We start from the raw sequence: 22,672 nt of genomic DNA on the forward strand, positions 1-22,672 counted from the left end.
CCCACCATGACATCTGCCTTCGATGACCTGCGGCCGGAGCCACCGCGCTCGCCCGCCGTCTTCCTCGACAAGGACGGCACGCTCGTCGAGAACGTGCCCTACAACGTCGACCCCGCCAAGCTGCGCTTCACGCCCCACGCCTTCGACGGCCTGCGCGCGCTGCAGGCAGCCGGCTTCAAGCTGGTGGTCGTGACCAACCAGCCCGGCATCGCCTTCCACTTCTTCGACCGCGCGTCGCTCACGCGCCTGCAGCGCGCGATGGAAGCGCGGCTCGCCGCCGAGGGCATCGAGCTCGCCGGCTTCTACGCCTGCCCGCACGCACCGGCCGCGCCGCGCATGGCCGGCTGCCTGTGCCGCAAGCCCGCGCCGGGCCTGCTGCACCAGGCGGCGCAAGCGCTGCACCTCGACCTCGCGCGCTCGTGGATGGTGGGCGACATCCTCGACGACATCGAAGCGGGCCAGCGCGCGGGCTGCCGCAGCGTGCTGCTCGACGTGGGCAACGAAACCGTCTGGCGCATGTCGCCGCTGCGCACGCCGCATGCGCGCTGCCAGGACCTGCTGCAAGCCGCCGACCACATCCTTGCCGCCAGCTGCGCGGCCCCCTCCGCCTCTGCCCTCGCCCAGGAAACCGAATGAACTCCGCTTCTGCCGTCCATCCGAACACCCGCTGGAACGCCTGGCACGCCGCACGCAACATCCTCGTCGTGCGCCTCGACAACCTGGGCGACGTGCTGATGACCACGCCCGCCATCCAGGCCATCCGCCAGAGCTCGCCGCAGGCGCGCATCACGCTGCTCGGCTCGCGCTCCGGCGCCGCCCTCGCGCGCCACGTGCCCGCCATCGACGACGTGATCACCTATGACGCGCCGTGGGTCAAGGGCGCCTCGCACGGCGACCTGACCGACCGCCGCCTGCTCACCACGTTGCGCCGCGGCCATTTCGACGCCGCGATCATCTTCACCGTGTGCACGCAGAGCGCATTGCCGGCCGCGATGATGTGCCGCCTTGCGGGCATTCCGCTGCGCCTCGCGCACTGCCGCGAGAACCCCTACGACCTCGTGACCGACTGGGTACCCGACCGCGACGAGTGCCGGGAAGGCATGCGCCACGAGGTGGCCCGTCAGCTCGACCTCGTGCGTGCGGTCGGCTTCCACACCGCCAACGAGCGCCTCGTCTTTCGCTATGCCGCCACCGACGTGCTCAACATGCGGCGCAAGTTCACCGCCGCGGGCGGCGACTTGAACCGCCCGTACATCGTGGTGCACCCGGGCGCCACCGCCGTCTCGCGCCGCTACCCGGCCGAACGCTTCGGCATCGCCGCCGACGGCATCAGCCGCGACACCGGCTGCCAGGTGGTCTACAGCGGCGGGCACGACGAGCAGGCCCTGGTGGCCAGCGCCCGCGCCGCGATGTCGGCGCCTTCGATCTCGCTCGCGGGCCAGCTCACGCTCGGCGAGCTGGCCGCGCTGATCGCGGGTGCGCAAGTCACGGTGTGCAACAACAGCGGGCCGGCACACATCGCCGCCGCGCTCGAAACACCGGTGGTCGTGCTCTATGCGCTGACCAACCCGCAGCACACGCCATGGCGCGCCAGGGCCCACGTGCTCAACCACGACGTGCCCTGCCGCGACTGCCTGAAGAGCACCTGCCCGCAGGGGCACCACGACTGTCTGCTCAAGGTGCAGCCCGACGAGGTGATGGAAGCCGCGCTCGACCTGATCGAGGCGCCACCTCCGGTGTGGGCACCACCGCTGCCCCTGCGGGCCGCCACGCCGGCCCTTGCCGCCCTCGGATGATCGACCTCGGCGGCGCGGCGCCGCGCATCGGCGTCTTCCGCGCGCTGGTGCTCGGCGACATGCTGTGCGCCACGCCGGCGCTGCGCACGCTGCGGGCCGCGTGGCCGCAGGCGGAGATCACGCTCATCGGCCTGCCGTGGGCCGAGGCCCTGGTCGACCGCCTGCCCTCGCTCGACCGGTTCATCGCCTTCCCCGGCCATGCCGGCCTGCCTGAGCGCGCCGCCGACGAGGCGGCCTGGCCTGCCTTCGTCGACGAGCTGCGCTCGCACCGTTTCGACCTGCTGCTGCAGATGCACGGCAGCGGCGGCATCACCAACCCGCTCGTGGCCGGCTGGGGCGCGCGTCACTGCGCGGGCTTCGCCGAGCCCGGTGCATGGCGACCCGAGCCCCAGCTCTTTGCACCGTGGCCGGTGCGCGGCCACGAGATTGAGCGGCTGCTCGCGCTCACCGATCGGCTCGGGCTGGCGCGCCAGGGGCTGTACCTGGACTTCCCGCTGCGCGACGACGAGCGCGGCGCGGTCGCCGCACGCTGGCCGGGCCCGAACGTGTGCCTGCACCCGGGCGCGCAACTCGCCTCGCGGCGCTGGCGGCCCGAGCGCTTCGCGGCCATCGGCGACCTGCTCGCCTCGCGTGGCTACGAGGTGCTCATCACCGGCACCGCCGGCGAAGCGGCGATCGCGAACGAGGTCGCCGCCGCCATGCACGCCCCTTCGCAAGTGCTCGCCGGGCAGACGACGCTGTGGACGCTGGGCGCGCTGATCGAGCGCTCGGCACTGCTCGTGTGCAACGACACCGGCGTGTCGCACATCGCTGCCGCTTTGCACACACCCAGCGTGGTGGTGAGCCTGGGCGCCGAGGTGTCGCGCTGGGCGCCGCTCGACCGGCAGCGCCACCGCGTGCTGTGGGAGCCCGTGGCCTGCCGGCCTTGCGCGCATGCGGTGTGCCCGGTGGGACACGGCTGCTCGACCGGGCTCGAACTGCGGCGTGTGGCCGACGCCGTGCTGCAGGTGCTCGACACCGCGCCGGCGCGAGTGCGCCAGCCCGAGACGGCTCAGGCCGCGTACTGAATTCCGGCCGCGCGCACGCGCTCGTCGATCAGCCGGTTGAGCTCGCTCGTGAGATGGCGCCGCACCGGCCCGCGTGCGGCGTGCCACACGCACAGCTCGAAGTGCAGCGAGCCCGCCGCCAGCGTGGGGCGCAGTACCTCGGGCCCCGGGTCCTTCAGCACCTCGGGGTGGCTGCGGGCAGCCTCCATCATGATGTTCTCGACCTGTACCGGGTCGCTGCCGAAGGCCACGTGCACCGCCACCCGCAGTCGGATGGGCGCCTCGGCGTAGACGAGGTTGGTGACCTGGTCGGTGATGAACTTCTGGTTGGGCACGAGGATGGCGATGTTGTCGTGCGTGACGATGGTGGTGCGGCGTGCGCCGATGTCACGCACCGTGCCTTCGATGGTGGCCATCTCCACCCGGTCGCCCACCTTGATGGGCCGCTCGACCATGATGATCACGCCGCTCACGAAGTTGCTGAAGACGTTCTGCAGGCCGAAGCCCACTCCGACGCCCAGCGCGCCGGCCACCACGCTCAGCGCGGTGAGGTTCACGCCCGCGTTTTGCAGGATGAGCATGAAGCCGACGATGAGCACCAGGTAGCGGAGCATCGAGCCCAGCGCCTGGCGCGTGCCTTCGTCGAGGTGCGTGCGGGTGAGCGCACGCCGGATCAGCCAGGAGCGCAAGGCCCCGGCCACCCAGAAAAGGGCAATCAGGAAGACCGTGACCTTCGCGAGCGAGGAGACGGTGAAGGTGGCGCTGCCGAGGGTGAAAAGCTGGAAGTCGTAGTCGCGCCAGGCGGAGAGCCACTCGGGAAACTGCATCTCGCGGTGGGACGTCGGGTCAGCGGCCCACGGCCTTTTCGAGCTGGGCCTTGGTCATGCTCGATCGACCCTTGATCCCACGGCTCTTGGCCTCGTTGTAGAGCTGGTCGTAGGTGCGCCCGCCCGCACCGCTGTGCGAACGTTTGCCCCCGCGGTGGCCCGACGACACGTCGTCGATCGAGCTGCGGCTCACCTCGCGCGCCTCGCCGTGGCGGGCGCGCTCCTTGTTGACGGTGCGTGCCGCAATCTCCTCGGCGAGCTTCTCGCCCTTGCCGCTCGACTTCAGGCCGTCCTTGATGTGCTGGTCCTGGCGCTCGCGCTTGTCACTCCAACGGTTCTCAGGCATGGCTTGCTCCTTGCGGTTGTGTCGATCACATCTGCTTGGGGATGGTCTTGCTGCCTTCGGCGTTGCCGCCGAGGCCGCCGGGCTTCACGGGCGAGGCGATCACGCCGCAGGCGATGCGCTTGCCGCTGTTGCCCGAAGGCTGGGTCATGTAGTCGTCGGGATCGGCGTGCACGACGAGCGCCTTGCCCATCAGGTCAGCCGCCCCTGCACCGAGCAGCGTGCCTTTCACCTCGAAGCTTGTGGCCGCCACGCCGGCGGCATCGGCCTTCAGCGACGGCAGGTCGCCGGCATGGTGATCGGCGTGCGGGGCGCCGTGCGGCTTGCCCTGCGGGTTGAGGTGCTCACCGGCGCTGCTTGCATCGGGCGCCGAGCAGTCGCCCTTCTCGTGAACGTGGAAGCCGTGCTCGCTGTTGGGCGTGAGCCCCGAGACGCGGGCCCGCACCACCACACGGTCGCCTTCCTGCGCCATGCGCACGAGCCCATTCGCCTTCTGGCCCGCGGTTGGGTTCAACATGACAACGGCGCTGGGCGGCTGGGGTGTGCTCGCGCACCCCGCGAGCGCCGCGACCGCGACAGGTGCCGCCAGGAGAAAACTCGTGCGGATCGAAAAAACTGACAGCGACAACATGGCGACCTTCGCATCTCGGTGAGGGATGCGACGATGGTCGCGCGCAGGCAGCTCGCCTGCTGTAGGACGACGCCGGAACGCGGCGTCGGCATGCGTGTGAAGTTCAGCCGCAGCGTTGCAGGTGCACCAGCAGGCCTTCGATGGGCACGCGTTGCTCTTCGCGCACCGTCTCGCGCGAGACGCGCAGCGGCTCGAAGCCGTGGCGCTCGGCGAGCGTGCGCAGGTAGGCCTCATGGTGGGCATAGCGCAGGCTCGGCTGCAGGCTGAAGCCCACTGCCTCGGGAGCCCCCGAGGTCTCGGCTGAGAAGCAGAACACGCCACCCGCAGGCACCACACGCTCGAGCGCGGCGAAGACCGGCGCGAGGTCGCCGAGGTAGATGAACACGTCGGCCGCGAGCACGAGGTCGTGTCGCTCGGGGGTGTGGGCGAGGTGCTCGACGATCTCGCCCAGGTGCAGCTCGTCGTAGACACCGCGCGAGCGCGCCTGCTCGAGGATGCGCGGCGACAGGTCGATGCCGCTCAGGCGCTGCACGAGCGGGCGCACCAGCGGGCCGCACAGGCCGGTGCCGCAGCCGAGGTCGAGCGCCGAGCGGAAAGGCGCGGGGTGCAGCTGCGACAGCGGCGCGGCCAGCCCTTCGGGCACCCGGTAGTGCAGCACGTCGACCAGGTGATGGTCGAAGTCGGCGGCGTAGTCGTCGAAGAGGGCCTGCACGTAGGCCACGGGCGAGCTGGGCGGTGCAACGGCATCGCCGAGGCTCGCGAGGCAGTAGGCCATCAGCTGCGCGTCGGCGCCGAGTGCGAGCGCCTCGCGGTAGGCCAGGCGAGCCGCTTCGAGCTGGCCGCTGTCGCGCAGCAGGTCGGCCTCCTCCACCAGCTTGCCGAGCGCCGCGCGGCGGTGCAGCAGCGCATCGGCATTGCCTGGTTCCTGGGCCAGCACCTCGTCGGCGGTGGCGATGGCTTCGGCATGCCGGCCAAGCGCCACGCGCGTGGCGGCGAGGTTGACGAGCGTCGACACACGGCCCGGCACATGGCGCAGCGAGTTCTCGAACGCGCGCTCGGCCTCGGCGGCCCGCCCGGCCTGCAGGTGAGCGAGGCCCTCGAAGAAGGCGGCCTTGGCCTGCTCGAAGGCAGCGGAGTCTGGGGGGTGCGACATGGCCGGCGATTATCCCGGCCGCGGGTGTCAGGCGGTCTGCGCGTGCGTGGGCGGCTCGCCCACCCCTTCCATGCGCACCGGGAAGCGGCACAGGGCGCCGCTGCCGGTGGCGGTGTACAGGTCACGGGCGCCGAACTGCTCGGCGTCGGGCAGCTCGTTGGGCGACAACACCTCGTGCACCGGCACATCGGCTCCGGCGAGCAGCGCCACGGCCTGCGCGCGCGACATGCCGCTCAGGGCAGCCCCGATGTCGCAGTTGATCGCCTCGGCATGCGGCATGCGCTTCGCATAGATCGCAAACGCGTCGCCTTGCCAGGCGTCAAGCGCGAGCACCTGCACGAGCGACTTCCAGAAGTGATCTTCCAGCGCGGCCACGCTCAGCGGCTCGCCCCCGGCACAGGTGAAGACGCCGTAGCCCGGCCGCGCACTCACCGTGCGGCTCTGCGCCGCGAGGTCGGTGGCACCGTTGTGGCGGAAGGCCACGAGGCGGGTGTTCATCCAGTGCAGCATGCAGTCGGTGAGCGACACGTCGAGCCGCTGGCCCCGCCCGCTGCGCTCACGCTGGAAGAGCGCGGCGTTGACGGCGGCCAGTGCGTAGACCGCACCGCCGAGATCGGCCACCGGCACGGCGAAGGCGGGTGCGCCGCTGCCGCTCGTCAAGGCGAGCGAGCCGCTGGCGGCGAGGTAGTTGATGTCGTGCCCCGGCCACTGCGCGCGCGGGCCGCTCGCGCCATAGCCGGTGAGCGAGACGTAGACGAGCCTCGGGTTGCGCGCGACGAGCGTGTCGTAGCCGAGGCCCAGGCGATCGAGCACGCCGGGCCGATAGGCCTCGACCAGCACATCGGCCTCGTCGGCCAAGGCCAGCACCCCCGCCCGCTGCGCGTCGCTCTTCAGGTCTGCCTGGAAGCAGCGCTTGCCGCGGTTCATTGCCTCGAAGAGCGCGGGGGCCATGCGCCGCGCCGCGTCGCCATGCGGCGGGCGCTCGGCCTTGAGCACGTCGGCGCCGAGTTCCACCATGCTCTGGGTGAGAAAGGGGCCGGGCAGCAGCTCGCTGAAGTCGAGCACCCGCACGCCCGCGAGCGGGCCACCCTCCGCGGCCCGGGGCAGCCAGGCGGCGCTCATCGCGGCGCCTTCAGTCGGCCGACGATCACCGCATCGAGCGCATGCGCGCCCCGCCCCACCGGGCCGACCCACACCGGGTTCAGGTCCATCTCGTCGATCTGCGCGGCATGCGCCGCGACGAAGTCCGACACCTTCAGCAGCAGGTCGATGAGCGCCGGCACGTCGGCCTTGGGCCGGCCGCGCAGGCCATTGAGCAAGGGGAAAGCGCGGATCTCGCGCACCATCGCCTCGGCGTCGCGGCGCGACAGCGGCAGCACGCGGCGCGTCACGTCTCGGAACAGCTCCACATGCACGCCGCCGAGGCCGAAGGTCAGCACCGGGCCGAGCACCGGGTCGCGGCTCACGCCGACGAGCGTCTCCACGCCGCCCGCCGGGGCCATCGCCTCGATGAGCAGGCCGTCGATCGTGGCGTCAGGGCGGTTCGCGTACACATTGCCGTGGATGCGCTGCCAGGCTTCGCGCAAGGCGTCATCGTCGGCGATGCCGAGCATCACGCCGCCCACCTCCGTCTTGTGCGTGATGGCGGTGCTCAGCACCTTGGCGACGACCGGGTAGCCGATGCGCTGCGCGACCTGCACTGCCTCATCGGCGCTGCGGGCCACGCCCGATGCCGGCACACCGATGCCCGCCGCACGCAGCAGAGCCTTGGCATCGTGCTCGTTGAGCGTGCTGGCCTCGCCGGAAGGCGCGTCTGGCGGCATGCGCAGCAGCAAGGGCTCGAAGGGCGCGGTGCCGGGCGTCTGCTGCGCCACCCATTCGGCCCATTCGAGCCAGCGCTTCACCGCTTTCACCGCCTTGCCGACCGAGCCCACCGGCACCATGCCGGCCTCGGCATACACCTCGACCGCGTCGCCGCGGCGGCTGCTCATCCACACCGGCACGATGGGCACCGCCGTCTGCCGCTGCACGCGCACGGCGCTCTCGGCGACCTTGATGGTGACGTCGCCATAGTCGATGGTCACCGGGAAGAGCACCAGCGACACGCTCGGGTCTTCGCACACCGCGAGCAGCGTCTTGTCGATGAGCTGCGGGTCGGTGATGACCGCCGTGGTGGTGTCGACCGGGTTGCCGATGGCGGCATACGAGGGCAGGCTCTCGGCCAGCAGCCGGGTCGTGGGCTCGGCGAAGTGCGCGAGCTTCAGGCCGGCCTGGCCGACCATGTCGGCGGTGAGCGCCGAGGCGCCACCCGACGAGCAGTAGATGGCAATGTCGCGCCGCGTCTTCGGCGGCTTCGCGCGTGCGATGAGCGCGGCGGTGTCGGCCAGCTCGTCGATGTCGTCGACCTAGATCACGCCCAGTTGCCTGAAGAGCGCACTGTTGACCTCGGCCAAGCCGGTGAGCGAGCCGGTGTGCGACATCGCCGCCTTCTGCCCGTAAGCCGAGCGGCCGACCTTGAGCGCGATCACCGGCTTGCCGTTGGCCGCAGCACGCTGCACGGCACGCACGAACTTGCGGCCGTCCTTGATGCCTTCGATCAGCGTGACGATGACCTCGATGCCGTCGGCATCGGCCATGTGGGCGATGAAGTCGCTGACCTGCAGGTCGACCTCGTTGCCCGACGAGCACCACAGGCCGATGCCGAGGCCCCGGTCCATCGCCTGCAGCACGTTGCGGCCGAGGCCGCCGCCCTGCGTGGCCAGGCCGATCGGGCCGCGGCGCAGGTCGTACTGGAACGAGGGCGAGAAGGTGAAGCCCAGGCGCTCGTTGATGTTGCACAGGCCCGGGCAGTTGGGGCCGTAGACGCGCAGCGATGACGACACGACGATGCTGCGCATCTCGTCCTCGAGCGCCTTGCCGGCCGGCCCCGCTTCGCCGAAGCCGGAGGTGTAGACGATGGCGAAGCGCACGCCGCGCGCTGCGGCCTGGCGCAGCGCGGGGTTCACATGCACCGCCGGCACCGAGACGAGCACGAGATCGGGCGTACTCGGCAGCGACGCGATGTCGGGCCAGCAGCGCATGCCGGCCACGCTCTCGCGCTTCGGGTTGACGAGCATCACCTCGCCCTTGAAGTCGGAGTGCTTCAGCAGGTTGATGAGAGCGCGGCCGCCGATGCTGCCAGGGTCGTCGGAGGCGCCCACGAGGGCGACGGAGCGCGGCGAGCATAGGAGGGAGAGGTCTGGGAGCGTGTCGTGCATGGGGACTGCTGGAAGCAAATCAGGAGATCGCGTTGATGCCCAGGATCTCGCGGCCGATGATGAGCGTCTGTATCTCCGTCGTGCCCTCGGGAATCATGCCGCCGCGGGTGTCGCGGAAGATGCGCTCGATGGGCAGGTCGGTCGAGTAGCCGCTGCCACCGTGCACCTGCAACGCCATGCTCGCGACCTCGTGCGCCGACTCGGTGGCGTAGAGCTTGGCGATGGAGCAGGCCTGGCGCACGTCTTGCCCGCGCTGCAACGCATGAGCGGCGCGGTAGCCGAGCGCACGCGCGGCCTCCACGCGCACCGTCATGTCGACGATGTGCTTCTGCACCAGCTGGTAGCTGCCGATGAGGCGGCCAAACTGCTTGCGCTGCTTGACGTAGTCGATCGACAGATCGAGCGCCGCCTGCGCCGCACCCACCGCACCCATCGCGATGTTGAGGCGCGCGGCGTCGAGCCCCTTCAGCGTGCCCTTCAAGGCCTGGCCTTCCTGGCCGACGAGGTTCTCCTTCGGGATCTCCACGTCGTTGAAGCCGAGCTCGGCGGTGCCGGTGCAGCGCAGCACCATGGTGTCGAGGCGGCGCACGTCATATGGGCTCTTCGCGCGCTCCACGATGAAGGCCGACAAGGCCCCGTCGCAGGTAGGGCTGTAGGTGCGCGCGACGATCATGGCCACGTCGGCGAAGGCGCCGTTGGTGATCCACATCTTGCGGCCGTTGATGACCCAGTGGTCGCCTTTCAACTCGGCGCGGGTCTGGATGCCCGCGATGTTGGAGCCGGTGTCGGGCTCGGTGAGGCCGGTGCAGACCTTCAGCTCCCCGCGCAGCGCAGGCTTGAGGAAGCGCTCTTTCTGCTCGGGAGTGCCATGCGTGGCAATGCGGTTGATCGAGCCGTTGGTGATGTTGCACATGGTGCGCAACGAGAGCCAGTGGTAGCCGGCCTCTTCCATCATCATGGCCCAGGTGGGGTAGTCGATCCCCATGCCGCCGTCTTCCTCCGACAGCGTGCCGCCGAGGTAACCGAACTCGGCCAGCCGCGGCAACAACTCGAACGGGAAACTGCGCTCGGCCTCGTGCTTCGTGATCAAGGGCACGACCTCGGCCTTCATGAAGCGCCGGATGCTGTCGCGCAGCGTGACTTGATCGGCGTTCAGATCGATGCTCATCGTCCTGCATGTCGTGGTGTGGGTTCGCCGAATGGTGTCGTTCGAAGAGCAGAACGGCACGTGGGGCAAACGTGCATGCACGGTAGCGAATTCGCTTGTTAGTCTGCAAGTATCTTTTCTCCAGAGCAGTGCGGTGCGCTGCGTAGAACGACCCAAGACGACGAAAGGAAATGCGATGACGAAGTTGCGTGTCCTGTTGATTGCAGTCGCCGCGCTGGTGCTCGCCGACATGCCCGCGCGAGCACAGACCTACCCCACCAAGCCGATCACCTGGGTCGTGCCCTTCACGCCGGGTGGTGTGACCGACACCACCTCGCGCGCCATCTCCAAGAAGATGGGTGAGGTGCTGGGCCAGGCCTTCGTGGTGGAGAACCGGCCCGGCGTGGGCGGCTCGCTCGCCACCGAGCAGGTGGCCGGTGCACCGGCCGATGGCTACACCGTGCTCTACGCCACCTCGGGCACGATGGCCGCGAACCTCGCGCTCTACAAGAACCTCAAGTACCAGCCGCTGCGAGACTTCGTGCCGGTGCACGGCATGTTCATGTCGCCCACGGTGCTGGTGGTCGAGGCCTCGCGGCCCTACAACAGCATGCAGGAGCTGATCGCCTTCGCGAAGGCGAACCCCGGGGTGCTCAATTACGGCTCGGCTGGGCCCGGTACCGGCACACACCTCACGAGCGAGATGGTGCAGGCCAAGACCGGCGTCAAGATGACGCACGTGCCCTACAAGGGCAGCACGCCCGCACTGCAAGACCTGCTCGGCGGCCGGCTCGACCTGATGTACGACTACACCGTGACGCTGCTGCCGCACATCAAGGCCGGCAAGCTGCGCGCACTCGCGGTGATGGGCAACAAGCGGCTGCCGGCGCTGCCCGATGTGCCGACGATCGCCGAAGCGGGCTTTGCGGGGCTGGAGTCGAGCAGTTGGTCGGGCATCGTGGTGCCGGCTGGCACGCCACCCGCGGTGGTGAAGAAGCTCTCGGCTGCGATGCACACCGCGCTCACCGACAAGGCGGTCGTGGCACCGTTCGAAGAGATCGGCAGCCAGCCGCTCGTCGACCACGACGAGAAGAAGTTCAAGGCCTTCATTGGCGACGAGATCAACAAGTGGGCCGAGGTGGTGAAGGTCTCGGGAGCGACGCTCAATTGACCGTGGCCGCCCGCACGCCTCGCCTGCCCTTCGCCCACCGGCTGTCGCTGCCGCTCATCGCCGCGCCGATGCTGCGCGTGAGCGGCATCGAGCTCGTGTCGGCAGCGTGCGCGGGTGGCGTGATCGGCTCGTTCCCCACGCCCAACTGCCGCTCGGTCGACGAGCTCGACGCGTGGCTCTCGCGCCTCGCCCAGGAAGCACGCGACGCGGCCGAGGCCGGCAGGCCGAGCGCCCCGTGGTGCCCCAACCTCATCATGCGGCGCGACCCCGCGCAGCTGCGCCAGGACATCGACTGCCTCCTGCGCCACCGCACCGAAGTCGTCATCACGAGCGTGGGCTCGCCCGCAGCGGTGGTGCCACAGCTGCGCGACGGCGGCTGCCTGGTGCTGGCCGACGTGGCCTCGCTGCACCACGCCGAGCGTGCGATCGAAGCGGGTGTGGATGGGCTGGTGCTGCTGACGGCCGGCGCCGGCGGGCAGACGGGGTGGACCAACCCGTTCGCCTTCGTGCGCGCGGTGCGCAGCTTCTTCGACGGGCCGGTGGTGCTCGCGGGCGGCTTGTCAGACGGCGTGTCGCTGTATGCGGCCATCGCGCTCGGCTGCGACCTCGGCTACATGGGCACGCGCTTCATCGCCACGCGCGAGAGCATGGCAAGCGACGCCTACAAGCAGATGCTGGTGGCGAGCCGCCTCGACGACGTGCACCTCACGAAAGCGTTCACCGGCCTGCAGGCCAATTTCCTCCGCCCCTCGATCGTGGCTTCGGGGCTCGACCCGGCCACCTTGCCCGAGAACCTCACGCCAGCCGAAGCACGCGAGCGCTACGGCGGCGGCGTCGGCCCGCACGAAGGGCCGCGGCGCTGGGCCGACGTGTGGAGCGCGGGGCACTCGGTGTCGGGCGTCGACGACGTGCCGACGACGGCGGCACTGATCGAACGGATCGGGCGGGAGTACGCGGCGGCTCAGCGCTCTCTGTAACGCGACACCTCGAAGGCCGACACCGGCGCCGCCTGGTTGCCCCAGGCACTGCGCACGTGCGAGAGCAGCGCGGCCATGTCGTCGTCACTCAGCGTGCCGGCAAAGGGCGGCATGCCGAAGGGCCGGGGGTTGCCCGCGGTCGACGGTGCGAAGCCGCCTTCCATCAGCACCCGCACGAGGTTGGCCGGTGTCTTCATCGTCACGGCGCGGTTGCCGGCAAGCGCCGGGTACAGACCCTTGGCGCCCTCGCCTGCGGCGCCGTGGCAGCCGGCGCAGTGGTCGCCGTAGAGCTTCTCGCCGCGCGCGAGGTCGGGCTCGGGGCCTTGCGGGCTGGTCACGCGGGTGCTCGTGGGCGGCAGGCTGCGCAGGTACTCGGCCATCGCCAGCAGGTCGTCGTCGCGGAGGTGCTGGGTGCTGCCGATCACGACTTCGGCCATCGGCCCGAGCACCGAGGCACGCGGGCTCACGCCGGTCTTGAGCAGCGTGGCGGTCTCCTGCGCGGGCCAGTCGCGCACGCCGGCCTCGTGCGGGTCGCTGAGCGACGGGGCGTACCAGTTCTGCACCGGGATCAGGCCGCCGCTCAGGTCGAGCGTGCCGCCTGTCGCGCCGAGCGCGTTGCGATGCCCGTGGCAGGCGTTGCAGTGGCCGAGGCCGCGCACGAGATAGGCGCCGCGGTTCCATGCAGCCGTCTGCGAGGCTTCGAGCGTGTGCGTCTCGGGCTTGAAGTAGAGCGCGCGCCAGACGCCCAGGGCGGCCTGGGTGCCGAAGGGGAAACGCATCGCATGCTCGCGGTTCGCCTTGGCCACGGGGGGCAGGCTGCGCAGGTAGGCATAGAGGGCGTCGGAATCGGCGCGCGTCACCAGCGTGTAGTTGGTGTACGGGAAGGCGGGCGACAGCAGGCGGCCGTCGCGCGAGCGGCCGTTGTGCATGGCGCGCCAGAAGTGCGCGGCGCTCCACTGGCCGAGGCCGGTGGCGGGGTCGGGCGTGAGGTTGGGGCTGTAGAGGGTGCCGAAGGGGGTGTCGATGCCACGGCCGCCGGCATAGGGCACGCCGCCCCGCTCGGTGTGGCAGCCGGCGCAATTGCCAGCGCGGGCGAGGTATTCGCCGCGCTGGATCAGCTCGGGCGTGGCCACCACGGCCGCGTCGTCGAGCGGATCTTCGCCTCGCAGGTTGAGGCCGACGAGCGCGCCGGCCAAGAGCAACACAAGCGCCACGACGATGAAGAGTGCGCGTGTCATCGTGCAGCCCCCTCCCCGCCCGTGCCGCCGCAGCCCATGGGCAAGGGCGCCGGCAAGGCGGCGGCCGGTTTCGCCGACGCGGGCAAGGGCTGCGCGGCAAGCCAGTGCGACACGGCGCTCACGTCGTCAGCGGTCAGCGCCTTGGCGATCTGCGCCATGCAGTCGGGTGCCATCGCGCGGCGGCTGCCCGACTTCCACGCGCCGAGCTGGCCGGCGATGTAGTCGCGCGGAATGCCCAGGAGACCGGGCAGGTGCGGCGTGACGCCGGTGAAGCTCGCGCCGTGGCACTGCGCACAGGCGGGGATCTGGCGCGCTGGGTCACCGCGCAGCGCGAGCGCTTCGCCGCGCGCGAGCACCTCGGCCGACACCTGCGCAGGCCGCGGCGGTGGGTACGGCAAGTCGAGCGAGGCGAAGTGCTGGGCGATCTCGCGCAGGTAGGCGTCGGACAGCGGATCGATCAGCCGCGTCATCGGCAGGTAGTGGCGCCGGCCGTCGCGAAAGTTGGCGAGCTGGTTGTAGAGGTAGCCGGCCGGCTTGCCGGCGATGCGGGGGTAGTAGCCGTCGCGCGCGGCGCGGCCCTCAGGGCCGTGGCAGCCAGTGCAGGCCAGCACCCGCTGGGCCATGCTGTCTTCGACCGCCATCGCGGACGTCGACAACAGCAGGGACACGAGCAACGCGCAGATGGATTTCATGGGGCGTGAGCTTAGTGGCCGCAGCGGTGCCGGTGACTGGACAAATTGTCCCAGTCAGTCGCCGGCAGGCACCAGGCGCAAGCGTGTGATCTCGGACGGCGCACCGAGGCGCTTGGGCGGCCCCCAGTAGCCGGTGCCGCGGCTCACGTAGACCCACAAGCCACGCAGGCGGTGCAGGCCTGCAGTGAACGGCTGCTGCAGCGGCACGAAGAAGTTCCAGGGGAAGAACTGGCCGCCGTGCGTGTGCCCGGAGATCTGCAACTGGAAGCCGGCGCGTTCGGCCCCCTCGGCGCTGCGCGGCTGGTGCGCGAGCAGCACGCGCGTGGCATCGGCCGGTGCACCGGCCAGGGCACGCTCTGGATCGCTGCGATGGGCAGGGTCAAAGAGGTGGGCGGTGTAGTCGGCCACGCCTGCCAGCACCAGGGGCGAGGCACCGTGCTGCAAGACGACATGCTCGTTCAGCAGCACACGGATGCCGAGCCGCTTCAGCTCTGCGATCCACGCGTGCGCGCCGGAGTAGTACTCGTGGTTGCCGGTGACGAAGAAGGTGCCGTGGCGCGAGCGCAGCTCGGTGAGCGGCGCCACATGCGCGCTCAACTCGCGCACGCTGCCGTCGACCAGGTCGCCGGTGACGGCCACCATGTCGGCGTCGAGCTGGTTCACCCTGTCGACGATGGCGCGCAGGTACGAGGCCTTGATCGTTGGGCCGACGTGGATGTCGCTGATCTGCGCAATGGTGAAGCCTTGCAGCGAAGCCGGCAGGCCGGCGATGGGCACCTCGACATGGACCACGCGGGCACGGCGGCGCGCGTTGACGAAGCCCCAGAGCGTCACGAGTACGGCGATGACGGGCACTCCTTGCCCTGTCCAGCGGGCGAGTTGAGCAGAGGCTCCGGCGATCGAACCGACCAGCAGCACCAGCTCTCGCAGCAAGGTCAGCACCAGGAGTGACGAAAAGAGCCCCATGAAGACGAACCCGACCCACGCGAAGGCCTCGGCGGCCTGGCGGTTCTGCATGCGCCGGGAGGTCATGCTGAGCGGCATCAGCACGGCCGAGGCGACGAGCACCAGCGCGAGGCCCCACGCTGCCGCACTGTCCAGCTGAGGCACGAGCCGCCAGCCGATGTAGAGATGCAGCAGCGCGACGATGAACGAGATGGGGGTGATGGACATGGCGCAGGTTGCTGTCGACGGAAATCGACAGATGGGCTCGACTGTGCGCCAGTTCAATGGAGAGGGAAGCCCAGACGCAAAAAAGCCCCAAGAGCGGGGCTTTTGCTATCTGGCTGGCGGAGTCGGAGGGATTCGAACCCTCGATGCAGGTTTTGCCCACATACTCCCTTAGCAGGGGAGCACCTTCGGCCACTCGGTCACGACTCCAGCACAGGGCGGCATTCTAGTTCAGAAGATCGCCCTTAAGTCGGAACGCTCAAGCAGGTTGTTGCTCGAGGTCGAACGCCTTGTGGAGCGCACGCACGGCGAGCTCCATGTACTTCTCGTCGATCACCACGCTGGTCTTGATCTCGCTGGTGGTGATCATCTGGATGTTGATGCCCTCTTCCGAGAGACAACGGAACATCTTGGCGGCCACGCCCACGTGCGAGCGCATGCCGATGCCCACGATGCTGACCTTGCAGATCTTGTTGTCGCCGGTCACTTCCTTGGCGCCCATCTGCTGCAGCACCTTGTTCTTCAGCAGGTCGACGGTGCGGGCGTAGTCGTTGCGGTGCACGGTGAACGAGAAGTCGGTCTTCCCGTCGTGCGACACGTTTTGGATGATGACGTCGACGTCGATGTTGGCCTCGGCCACGGGGCCCAGGATCTGGAAGGCGATGCCGGGCTTGTCGGGCACGCCGGCGACGGTGATCTTGGCTTCGTCACGGTTGAACGCGATGCCTGCAACAACGGCTTGTTCCATTTTTTCGTCTTCCTCAAAAGTGATCAGGGTGCCGGACTTGGCCTCTTCGGCGAGGTCGATGTCCCAGGGGGTGAAGCTGGAGAGCACGCGTGTCGGCACGCGGTACTTGCCGGCGAATTCGACCGAGCGGATCTGCAGCACCTTGGAGCCGAGGCTGGCCATTTCGAGCATCTCTTCGAAGCTCACGGTGTGCAGGCGGCGTGCCTCGGGCACGATGCGCGGGTCGGTGGTGTAGACACCATCGACGTCGGTGTAGATCAGGCACTCATCGGCCTTCATCGCGGCCGCCACGGCCACGGCCGAGGTGTCGGAGCCGCCCCGACCGAGCGTGGTGATGTTGCCCTTGTCGTCCACGCCCTGGAAGCCGGTGATGACGACCACCTTGCCGGCGGCCAGATCGGCACGCACGCGCTTGTCGTCGATGCTCTGGATGCGGGCCTTGGTGTACGACGAGTCGGTGGCGATGGGCACCTGCCAGCCCGCGTAACTCACGGCTTGCAGGCCTTCAGCCTGCAACGCGATGGACAGCAAGCCCACCGACACCTGCTCGCCGGTGGAGGCGATCATGTCGAGCTCGCGCAGCACGCCGTCGCTCGCGATTTCGGGCGACAGCTCCTTCGCCAGGCCCAGCAGGCGATTCGTCTCGCCGCTCATCGCCGAGGGCACGACCACCATTTGGTGCCCGGCGCGCGCCCACTTGGCCACGCGTTTGGCGACATTGCGAATGCGCTCCGTGGAGCCCATGGAAGTGCCGCCGTATTTGTGAACGATGAGTGCCATGAAAAGAGCCGGTCAAAGGAGGGAAACCGCGCATTTTAGCCGCGCTGCCAACGCAGGCGCAGCTGCGGCTGGCCGGGCAGCGCCAGCACGCGTGCATCAATGCCCAGGCCGGGCACGAAGACCAGCTGGCCGCCGCTGTAGAGGAGCGGGCCGTCACGCTCCCAGGCTGGCACGTCGGCAGCCTGGTACTGCTTCTTCAGGCTGCGGGCCGGGCGGCCGACGCCGGCCATGAACTGCTCTCCTCCTTCGCGCCTGCGCAGGTCGATCCTGGCCAGCCAAGCGGGGTGGACGCCGTCCTGCCGGACGCGGGTGGCCACCAGTTCACCGCCCCACCCCGGGAGCGGATAGCGGCCGGGGCCGGAGATGTGCAGCAAGCTCTCTGGTGCAGACATGACTGGCCCCGCGGCAGGGACGAATGCCAGCCGCCCGCGACGACGATGCAAGGTCCCTTGCGGTGATTGCCATTGGGCATCACCGGCACCGGGCAGCTCGGATTGCAGGCGCTGCAGCAGCGTCGAACTGGGCAGCGCCCCGGCTTCGCGCTGAAACCAGGTGCGCAAGGCGTTGACCTGCCGCGGTGCGCTGAGCGTCCGCCACGTGTTGACCTTCAGGCCACGGGCATCCGCAATGTCGGCGAGATCCATGGCGGCCAGTTCGGCCAATGCGTCGGTCGCCTGAGCGGCCCAGGTGGCCGCATCGGCCAGGCTGGCCTCGGCCTGCGGAAAGGCTTTCACCAGCGCAGGCCACACATCGAGCCGCAGGCGGTTGCGGGCAAAACGGGGCTGGTCGTTGCTGTCGTCATCGACGAAGCGCAGGCGGTGATGCCGCACGTAGGCCTCGATCGCCGAACGCGACTGCTGCAGCCACGGGCGGGTCCATGTCACGCCCTCGCGTTCGATCGTCTCCGGCATCCCGGCGAGCCCGGCGACACCCGCGCCGCGCAGGGCCTGCAGGAGCAGCGTCTCGGCCTGGTCGCGCTGATGGTGGGCCAGCAGCACGAGGGTTGCGCCCTCCTGCAACGCCATCTCGCGCAACGCGCGATAACGCTCGCGACGCGCCCAGGCTTCCACGCTTTCCCCCGTGGCCGGTTTGTGCGTCAGTCTCTGCGTGCACAAGCGCACCGGCAGACCCTGCCTGCGCCACCGAGCGCACTGCCGCTGCGCATGGGCGAGCCAATCGTCTGCGTGCGGACTCAGCCCGTGGTGGATGTGGAGTGCAAGAACTTCAACGCCCTGCCCCACCGCAGCGGTGGCGGTGGCATGCAGCAGGGCGGTGGAATCGCGGCCGGCGCTATAGGCAACCGCGATGCGTGGCGCGGGCTCAGCGGTCGCTGGTGTCCGTGAAGCGGCCATAGGACTGCAGTCGCTCATAGCGACGCTGCAGCAGTTCCTTGGGCTTGAGGTCGACGACCTGGCGCAGCGCGTCGTTCAGTGCGCGCTTGAGGAACGCGCACATCTGCTTCGGGTCGCGGTGGGCGCCACCGACCGGCTCGTTGACGATCTTGTCGACCAGCCCCAAGGCCTTGAGCCGGTGTGCCGTGATGCCCAAGGCTTCAGCGGCGTCGGATGCACGCTCGGCGGTCTTCCAGAGAATCGAGGCACAGCCTTCCGGCGAGATCACCGAGTACACCGCGTACTGCAGCATCAGCACCTGATCGCCGACGCTGATGGCCAGCGCACCGCCGGAGCCACCTTCACCGATGATGGTCACGATGATGGGCACCTCGAGCTGGGCCATCTCGAAAATGTTGCGGCCAATGGCCTCGGACTGACCACGCTCTTCGGCCCCGATGCCGGGGTAAGCCCCGGGCGTGTCGACGAACGTGAACACCGGAAGGCCGAACTTCTCGGCCAGCTTCATCAGGCGCAGGGCCTTGCGGTAGCCCTCGGGGCGCGACATGCCGAAGTTGCGCATCGCGCGCTCCTTCGTGTCTCGGCCCTTCTGGTGACCGATGACCATGCAGGCTTGGCCGTTGAAACGGGCGAGGCCGCCGACGATGGATTGGTCGTCGGCGAAATGACGGTCGCCGCGCAGTTCCTGGAAGTCAGTGAAGACCTCGTTGATGTAGTCCATCGCATACGGGCGCTGCGTATGCCGCGAGATCTGCGTGACCTGCCACGGGGTCAGGTTGGAGTAGATGTCCTTGACGAGCTGCTGGCTTTTCTTGCCCAGGCGGTCGATCTCTTCGGAGATGTCGACGGCCGATTCACTTTGTACGTAGCGCAGCTCTTCGATCTTGGTTTCAAGCTCGGCAATGGGTTGCTCGAACTCGAGGAAGTGTCGTTTGCTCATCCGTCAGGATCCCGGTGTGTTGACGCGCAGGGCGCGCGTTGTGCATGAGGCGAGACAGGTGTCTCAGTAAGCCACAGGCAGAGGGTCGAGGCTGCGCCAAATGTACCACGTGGCCACCGAGCGAAAAGGGGCCCAGGCGTCGCCAACTTCACGGGCTTCGGCCCTGGAAACGGGCTCGCCGCTGAAGTAGTTGAGGCTGATGCCCTTGATCAAGCCGACGTCGTCGAGCGGCAGCACATTGGGCCGCATGAGGTGGAAGATCAGGAACATCTCTGCCGTCCAGCGGCCAATGCCGCGAATCGCAACAAGCTCGTCGATGATGGCTTCGTCGTCCATCTGCTGCCACTGGCGCACATGGACTTTCCCCGACTCGAAATGCTGGGCCAGGTCGAGCAGGTATTCCACCTTGCGAGCCGACAGGCCGGCACTGCGCAGCACCGTGGCTTCGATCTGCGCCACGGCTGCGGGCAGCACGCGTGTGGGCGCGCCATCCATCAAGGCAACGAAGCGATCCCATACCGCCTGTGCGGCCTTGACCGAGATCTGCTGGCCAACGATGGAGCGCGCCAAGGTCGTGAACGCGTCACCGCGGCTTTGCAGTTGCCCTTCCCCGCACTGGGGAATGAGCTTGCGCATCACGCGGTCACGTTTGGCGAGGTGCTTGCACGCCTCGTCCCAATAGTCGGGGGTGACGGTACGCACCTGATCAGGCCTTGGTCCAGGTGGTGCCTTGCGGCGAGTCCTGCAGCACGATGCCTTGTGCGAGGAGGTCCTTGCGGATCTGATCGGCGAGCGCGAAGTCGCGCGCCTTCTTCGCGGCCGCGCGCTCGTCGATCCTGGCCTGAATCGTGGCATCGTCGATGCCGGCGCCACCCTGCAGATAGGCACGCGGGTTCTGCTGCAGGAGGCCGAGCACGCCGGCAAGACCCCTGAGCAGGGCGGCCTGCTCGGGCGAGCGGGTGCGGTTCACGTCGCCGGCCAGTTCGAAGAGGACGGCCACCGCTTCCGGTGTGCTGAAGTCCTCGTTCATCGCTTCGCGGAAGCGTGCAGCCTGCGGCTGTGCCCAGTCGATGGGTATGGCGGGCACGTCGAGGTCGAGCAGCGCGGTGTAGAGGCGGCGCAGGCCGTTGCGCGCATCGTGCAGGTTCGCATCGCCGAAATTCAGCGGGCTGCGGTAGTGCGTGCGCAGCATGAAGAAGCGCAGCGTCTCGCCGTCGTAGTGCTTGAGCACGTCGCGGATGGTGAAGAAGTTGCCGAGCGACTTCGACATCTTCACGCCTTCGCCCTCGTCGTTCACGACGTTGAGAAAGCCGTTGTGCATCCAGAGGTTGACAAAGCGCTTGCCGGTGGCGCCTTCGCTCTGCGCGATCTCGTTCTCGTGATGCGGGAACTGGAGGTCCATGCCACCACCGTGGATGTCGAACTGCTCGCCGAGGAGCGCGCAGCTCATCGCCGAGCATTCGATGTGCCAGCCCGGGCGGCCAGGGCCGTAGTCGCTGGCCCACTTGGCGTCGTCGGGCTCGGTGGGCTTTGCCGACTTCCACAGCACGAAGTCGAGCGGGTCGTCCTTGCCATCGAGCACGGCCACACGCTCGCCGGCACGGAGTTGGTCGAGCGACTTGCCTGAGAGCTTGCCGTAGCCCTCGAACTTGCGAACCGAGTAGTTCACGTCTCCATTCGGCGCGCGATAGGCCAGGCCCTTGCGCTCCAGCGTGCTGATCATCGCCAGCATCTGCGGCACGTATTCGGTGGCGCGCGGCTCGTGCGTGGGCGGCTCGATGCCGAGCGCGGCCACGTCTTCGTGCATCGCCTGCGTCATCTCGGCGGTGAGCTGGCGGATCGGGATGTTGCGCTCGAGCGCTCGCTTGATGATCTTGTCGTCGATGTCGGTGATGTTGCGCACGTAGGTGACGCGGTAGCCCGACACCCGCAGCCAGCGCGCCACCACGTCGAAGGCCATCATGAAGCGCGCATGGCCAACGTGGCAAAGGTCGTAGATCGTCATGCCGCAGACGTACATGCGCACATGGTTGGGCTCGATGGGAGCGAACACCTCGGTCTGGCGGGTCAAGGTGTTGAAGATGCGCAAGGTCATCGGATGAACTGGGAGCTGGAAGGTGCCCGATGCTGTGAAATTCAACCGGCCGGCTTCATGCCGAAGCACCGGCGCTGGGGCTGTTGAACGGCTGTCGAACAGTGGGCCTGCGATACAATTTTCGGAGTATAGCGGCCGGGCTTTCGAGGGCGTTTACGTCATTTCCCCTCTTTCAAGCGCCCACCGAAGGCTCGCCCAAGCCCCCAGGCACCACAGCTCGGGGCAACCAACCCACCTTCACGACGCCGATGGCACGTCTACCCTCCCCGCTTCTGAGCCTTGCCGTCGCGGCCGCGATGACCTTCGCCGCGGGCGCGCATGCCGATGAGTACGCCGATGTCGATCGCCTGTTCAGCGCTGGCCAGTGGGCCGAGGCCGTGCAGAAGGCCGACCAGTTTCTCGCAACCCACCCGCGCGATGCCCGCATGCGATTCCTGAAGGGCCTGGCGGTCGCCGAGCAAGGCAGAAGCGTCGAGGCCACGGCCATCTTCGTGAAGCTGACCGAAGACTTTCCCGAACTCCCCGAGCCCTACAACAACCTTGCCGTGCTCTACAGCAAGCAGGGGCAGTACGACCAGGCGCGGCGTGCGCTGGAGTCGGCCATCCGCACCAACCCGAGCTACGCCACCGCCTACGAGAACCTGGGCGATGTGTACGCCAAGCTCGCAAGCCAGGCCTACTCGAAGGCGCTGCAGGTGGACGGCAACAACACCGCGAAGGTCGGCCCGAAGCTCGCGATGATCCGTGACCTCTTCACGCCGAAAGCCTCCGCGCTGGCGGTGGCGAGCACGAAGCCCGTCACGACTGGCAAGCCGTCGGCACCGCCCGCTCCCGCACCCTCTCTCACACCCTCTCCCACGCCGGCTCCTGCCCCCGCACCCGCGACGGTCGCCAAGGCCGCCCCCACGCCCCCGGCCGCACGTCCCGCACCTGCTGCGCCGCCCGCACCCGTGGCACCCGCCTCCGGCAATGCCGAACAGGAGGTGCAAGCCGCCGTGCAGGCCTGGGCCAGCGCATGGAGCCGCAAGGACGTCGAGGCCTACATCGGCGCCTACACACCCTCGTTCACCGGCGGCAAGAGCCGCAAGACATGGGAAGCCGAACGCCGTGCGCGCATCGAAGGCAAGCGCAGCATCTCGGTTGCACTCAGCGCGGTCGAGACTCGCGTGCAAGGCGACAAGGCCGTGGTGCAGTTTCGGCAGCAGTACAACGCCGATACGCTCAAGGTCTCCAGCCGCAAGACGCTCGAGCTGGTGAAGGTGTCGGGCCGCTGGCTGATCCAGAAGGAAAGCACCGGCTCGTGAGCCCC

Annotated in this window: 22 protein-coding genes and 1 tRNA gene; 6 read left to right on the forward strand and 17 right to left on the reverse strand. The window is 68.8% G+C overall.

The window, feature by feature from the left end:
• Nucleotides 1–6: 6 nt before the first annotated feature.
• The 3 genes from RXV79_RS14555 to RXV79_RS14565 are packed head-to-tail and all read left to right on the forward strand — an operon-like array spanning nt 7 to nt 2,863.
• The gene (locus RXV79_RS14555) at nt 7–636 is read left to right on the forward strand and encodes a D-glycero-alpha-D-manno-heptose-1,7-bisphosphate 7-phosphatase (protein WP_316698480.1); all 630 of its coding nucleotides are present in this window, start codon (nt 7–9) and stop codon (nt 634–636) included.
• Nucleotides 633–1,796, forward strand: coding sequence for a lipopolysaccharide heptosyltransferase II (gene waaF, locus RXV79_RS14560; RefSeq protein ID WP_316698481.1), 1,164 nt, complete (start codon nt 633–635; stop codon nt 1,794–1,796). The genes RXV79_RS14555 and waaF overlap by 4 nt, the downstream gene beginning before the upstream one ends.
• A complete protein-coding gene (locus RXV79_RS14565; protein ID WP_316698483.1) occupies nt 1,793–2,863 on the forward strand; it encodes a glycosyltransferase family 9 protein in 1,071 nt (356 codons plus the stop codon). Before waaF ends, RXV79_RS14565 begins: the two co-directional genes overlap by 4 nt.
• Here the strand turns inward: RXV79_RS14565 and RXV79_RS14570 are convergent.
• The 8 genes from RXV79_RS14570 to RXV79_RS14605 all read right to left on the reverse strand — a co-directional run bounded on the left by RXV79_RS14570 (nt 2,848) and on the right by RXV79_RS14605 (nt 10,221).
• Nucleotides 2,848–3,669: a mechanosensitive ion channel family protein gene (locus RXV79_RS14570; protein ID WP_316698485.1), complete on the reverse strand. Its 822-nt coding sequence runs from the start codon at nt 3,667–3,669 to the stop codon at nt 2,848–2,850. The genes RXV79_RS14565 and RXV79_RS14570 overlap by 16 nt on opposite strands.
• Nucleotides 3,670–3,688: 19 nt before the next feature.
• Entirely contained in the window at nt 3,689–4,015 is a 327-nt protein-coding gene (locus RXV79_RS14575) for a plasmid stabilization protein (RefSeq protein ID WP_316698487.1), read from the reverse strand.
• Between the two features lie 25 nt (nt 4,016–4,040).
• Complete coding sequence (locus RXV79_RS14580; RefSeq protein WP_316698489.1) at nt 4,041–4,529, reverse strand: superoxide dismutase family protein; 489 nt, start codon at nt 4,527–4,529, stop codon at nt 4,041–4,043.
• A gap of 217 nt (nt 4,530–4,746) precedes the next feature.
• Complete coding sequence (locus tag RXV79_RS14585) at nt 4,747–5,796, reverse strand: class I SAM-dependent DNA methyltransferase (RefSeq protein ID WP_316698491.1); 1,050 nt, start codon at nt 5,794–5,796, stop codon at nt 4,747–4,749.
• Nucleotides 5,797–5,823: 27 nt separating this feature from the next.
• Nucleotides 5,824–6,918, reverse strand: coding sequence for a CaiB/BaiF CoA transferase family protein (locus tag RXV79_RS14590; protein ID WP_316698493.1), 1,095 nt, complete (start codon nt 6,916–6,918; stop codon nt 5,824–5,826).
• Nucleotides 6,915–8,078, reverse strand: coding sequence for an acetate--CoA ligase family protein (locus tag RXV79_RS14595; RefSeq protein ID WP_316698494.1), 1,164 nt, complete (start codon nt 8,076–8,078; stop codon nt 6,915–6,917). The genes RXV79_RS14590 and RXV79_RS14595 overlap by 4 nt, the downstream gene beginning before the upstream one ends.
• 123 nt (nt 8,079–8,201) lie before the next feature.
• On the reverse strand, nt 8,202–9,053 hold the full coding sequence (locus tag RXV79_RS14600) for a CoA-binding protein (RefSeq protein WP_316698496.1): 852 nt from the start codon (nt 9,051–9,053) through the stop codon (nt 8,202–8,204).
• A gap of 19 nt (nt 9,054–9,072) precedes the next feature.
• On the reverse strand, nt 9,073–10,221 hold the full coding sequence (locus RXV79_RS14605; RefSeq protein WP_316698497.1) for an acyl-CoA dehydrogenase family protein: 1,149 nt from the start codon (nt 10,219–10,221) through the stop codon (nt 9,073–9,075).
• 175 nt (nt 10,222–10,396) lie between these two features.
• On the opposite strand from RXV79_RS14605, the gene RXV79_RS14610 reads away from it, so the two are divergent.
• Together RXV79_RS14610 and RXV79_RS14615 are read left to right on the forward strand one after the other, a co-directional pair.
• On the forward strand, nt 10,397–11,371 hold the full coding sequence (locus tag RXV79_RS14610; protein ID WP_316698499.1) for a Bug family tripartite tricarboxylate transporter substrate binding protein: 975 nt from the start codon (nt 10,397–10,399) through the stop codon (nt 11,369–11,371).
• Nucleotides 11,372–11,373: 2 nt separating this feature from the next.
• Nucleotides 11,374–12,348 carry an NAD(P)H-dependent flavin oxidoreductase gene (locus RXV79_RS14615; RefSeq protein ID WP_316698500.1) on the forward strand — a complete coding sequence of 325 codons (975 nt, stop codon included), beginning with the start codon at nt 11,374–11,376 and terminating at the stop codon, nt 12,346–12,348.
• Here RXV79_RS14615 and RXV79_RS14620 read toward each other — a convergent pair.
• From RXV79_RS14620 to cysS, 9 genes are all read right to left on the reverse strand, one after another.
• The gene (locus tag RXV79_RS14620; protein ID WP_316698501.1) at nt 12,333–13,586 is read right to left on the reverse strand and encodes a c-type cytochrome; all 1,254 of its coding nucleotides are present in this window, start codon (nt 13,584–13,586) and stop codon (nt 12,333–12,335) included. The genes RXV79_RS14615 and RXV79_RS14620 overlap by 16 nt on opposite strands.
• On the reverse strand, nt 13,583–14,278 hold the full coding sequence (locus tag RXV79_RS14625) for a c-type cytochrome (RefSeq protein ID WP_413816612.1): 696 nt from the start codon (nt 14,276–14,278) through the stop codon (nt 13,583–13,585). The genes RXV79_RS14620 and RXV79_RS14625 overlap by 4 nt, the downstream gene beginning before the upstream one ends.
• Before the next feature lie 54 nt (nt 14,279–14,332).
• A complete protein-coding gene (locus RXV79_RS14630) occupies nt 14,333–15,451 on the reverse strand; it encodes a metallophosphoesterase (RefSeq protein ID WP_316698502.1) in 1,119 nt (372 codons plus the stop codon).
• Nucleotides 15,452–15,565: 114 nt separating this feature from the next.
• Nucleotides 15,566–15,658, reverse strand: a tRNA-Ser gene (locus RXV79_RS14635).
• A 49-nt stretch (nt 15,659–15,707) separates the two neighbouring features.
• On the reverse strand, nt 15,708–16,976 hold the full coding sequence (locus RXV79_RS14640; protein ID WP_316698503.1) for an aspartate kinase: 1,269 nt from the start codon (nt 16,974–16,976) through the stop codon (nt 15,708–15,710).
• Nucleotides 16,977–17,011: 35 nt separating this feature from the next.
• Nucleotides 17,012–18,328, reverse strand: a complete 1,317-nt coding sequence (tilS, locus tag RXV79_RS14645; protein ID WP_413816613.1) for a tRNA lysidine(34) synthetase TilS — start codon at nt 18,326–18,328, stop codon at nt 17,012–17,014.
• Entirely contained in the window at nt 18,297–19,268 is a 972-nt protein-coding gene (locus tag RXV79_RS14650) for an acetyl-CoA carboxylase carboxyltransferase subunit alpha (RefSeq protein WP_316698505.1), read from the reverse strand. The genes tilS and RXV79_RS14650 overlap by 32 nt, the downstream gene beginning before the upstream one ends.
• A gap of 63 nt (nt 19,269–19,331) precedes the next feature.
• Nucleotides 19,332–19,970: a DNA-3-methyladenine glycosylase family protein gene (locus RXV79_RS14655; RefSeq protein WP_316698506.1), complete on the reverse strand. Its 639-nt coding sequence runs from the start codon at nt 19,968–19,970 to the stop codon at nt 19,332–19,334.
• A gap of 4 nt (nt 19,971–19,974) precedes the next feature.
• Nucleotides 19,975–21,363 (reverse strand): cysteine--tRNA ligase, encoded by a 1,389-nt coding sequence (gene cysS, locus RXV79_RS14660; RefSeq protein WP_316698508.1) that lies wholly within the window; start codon nt 21,361–21,363, stop codon nt 19,975–19,977.
• 296 nt (nt 21,364–21,659) lie between these two features.
• Between cysS and RXV79_RS14665 the strand changes: the two genes are divergently transcribed.
• The gene (locus RXV79_RS14665) at nt 21,660–22,667 is read left to right on the forward strand and encodes a tetratricopeptide repeat protein (protein ID WP_316698509.1); all 1,008 of its coding nucleotides are present in this window, start codon (nt 21,660–21,662) and stop codon (nt 22,665–22,667) included.
• Nucleotides 22,668–22,672 lie beyond the last annotated feature (5 nt).

The sequence above is a fragment of the Piscinibacter gummiphilus genome, from assembly GCF_032681285.1.
Classification (GTDB): Bacteria; Pseudomonadota; Gammaproteobacteria; order Burkholderiales; family Burkholderiaceae_C; genus Rhizobacter; species Rhizobacter gummiphilus_A.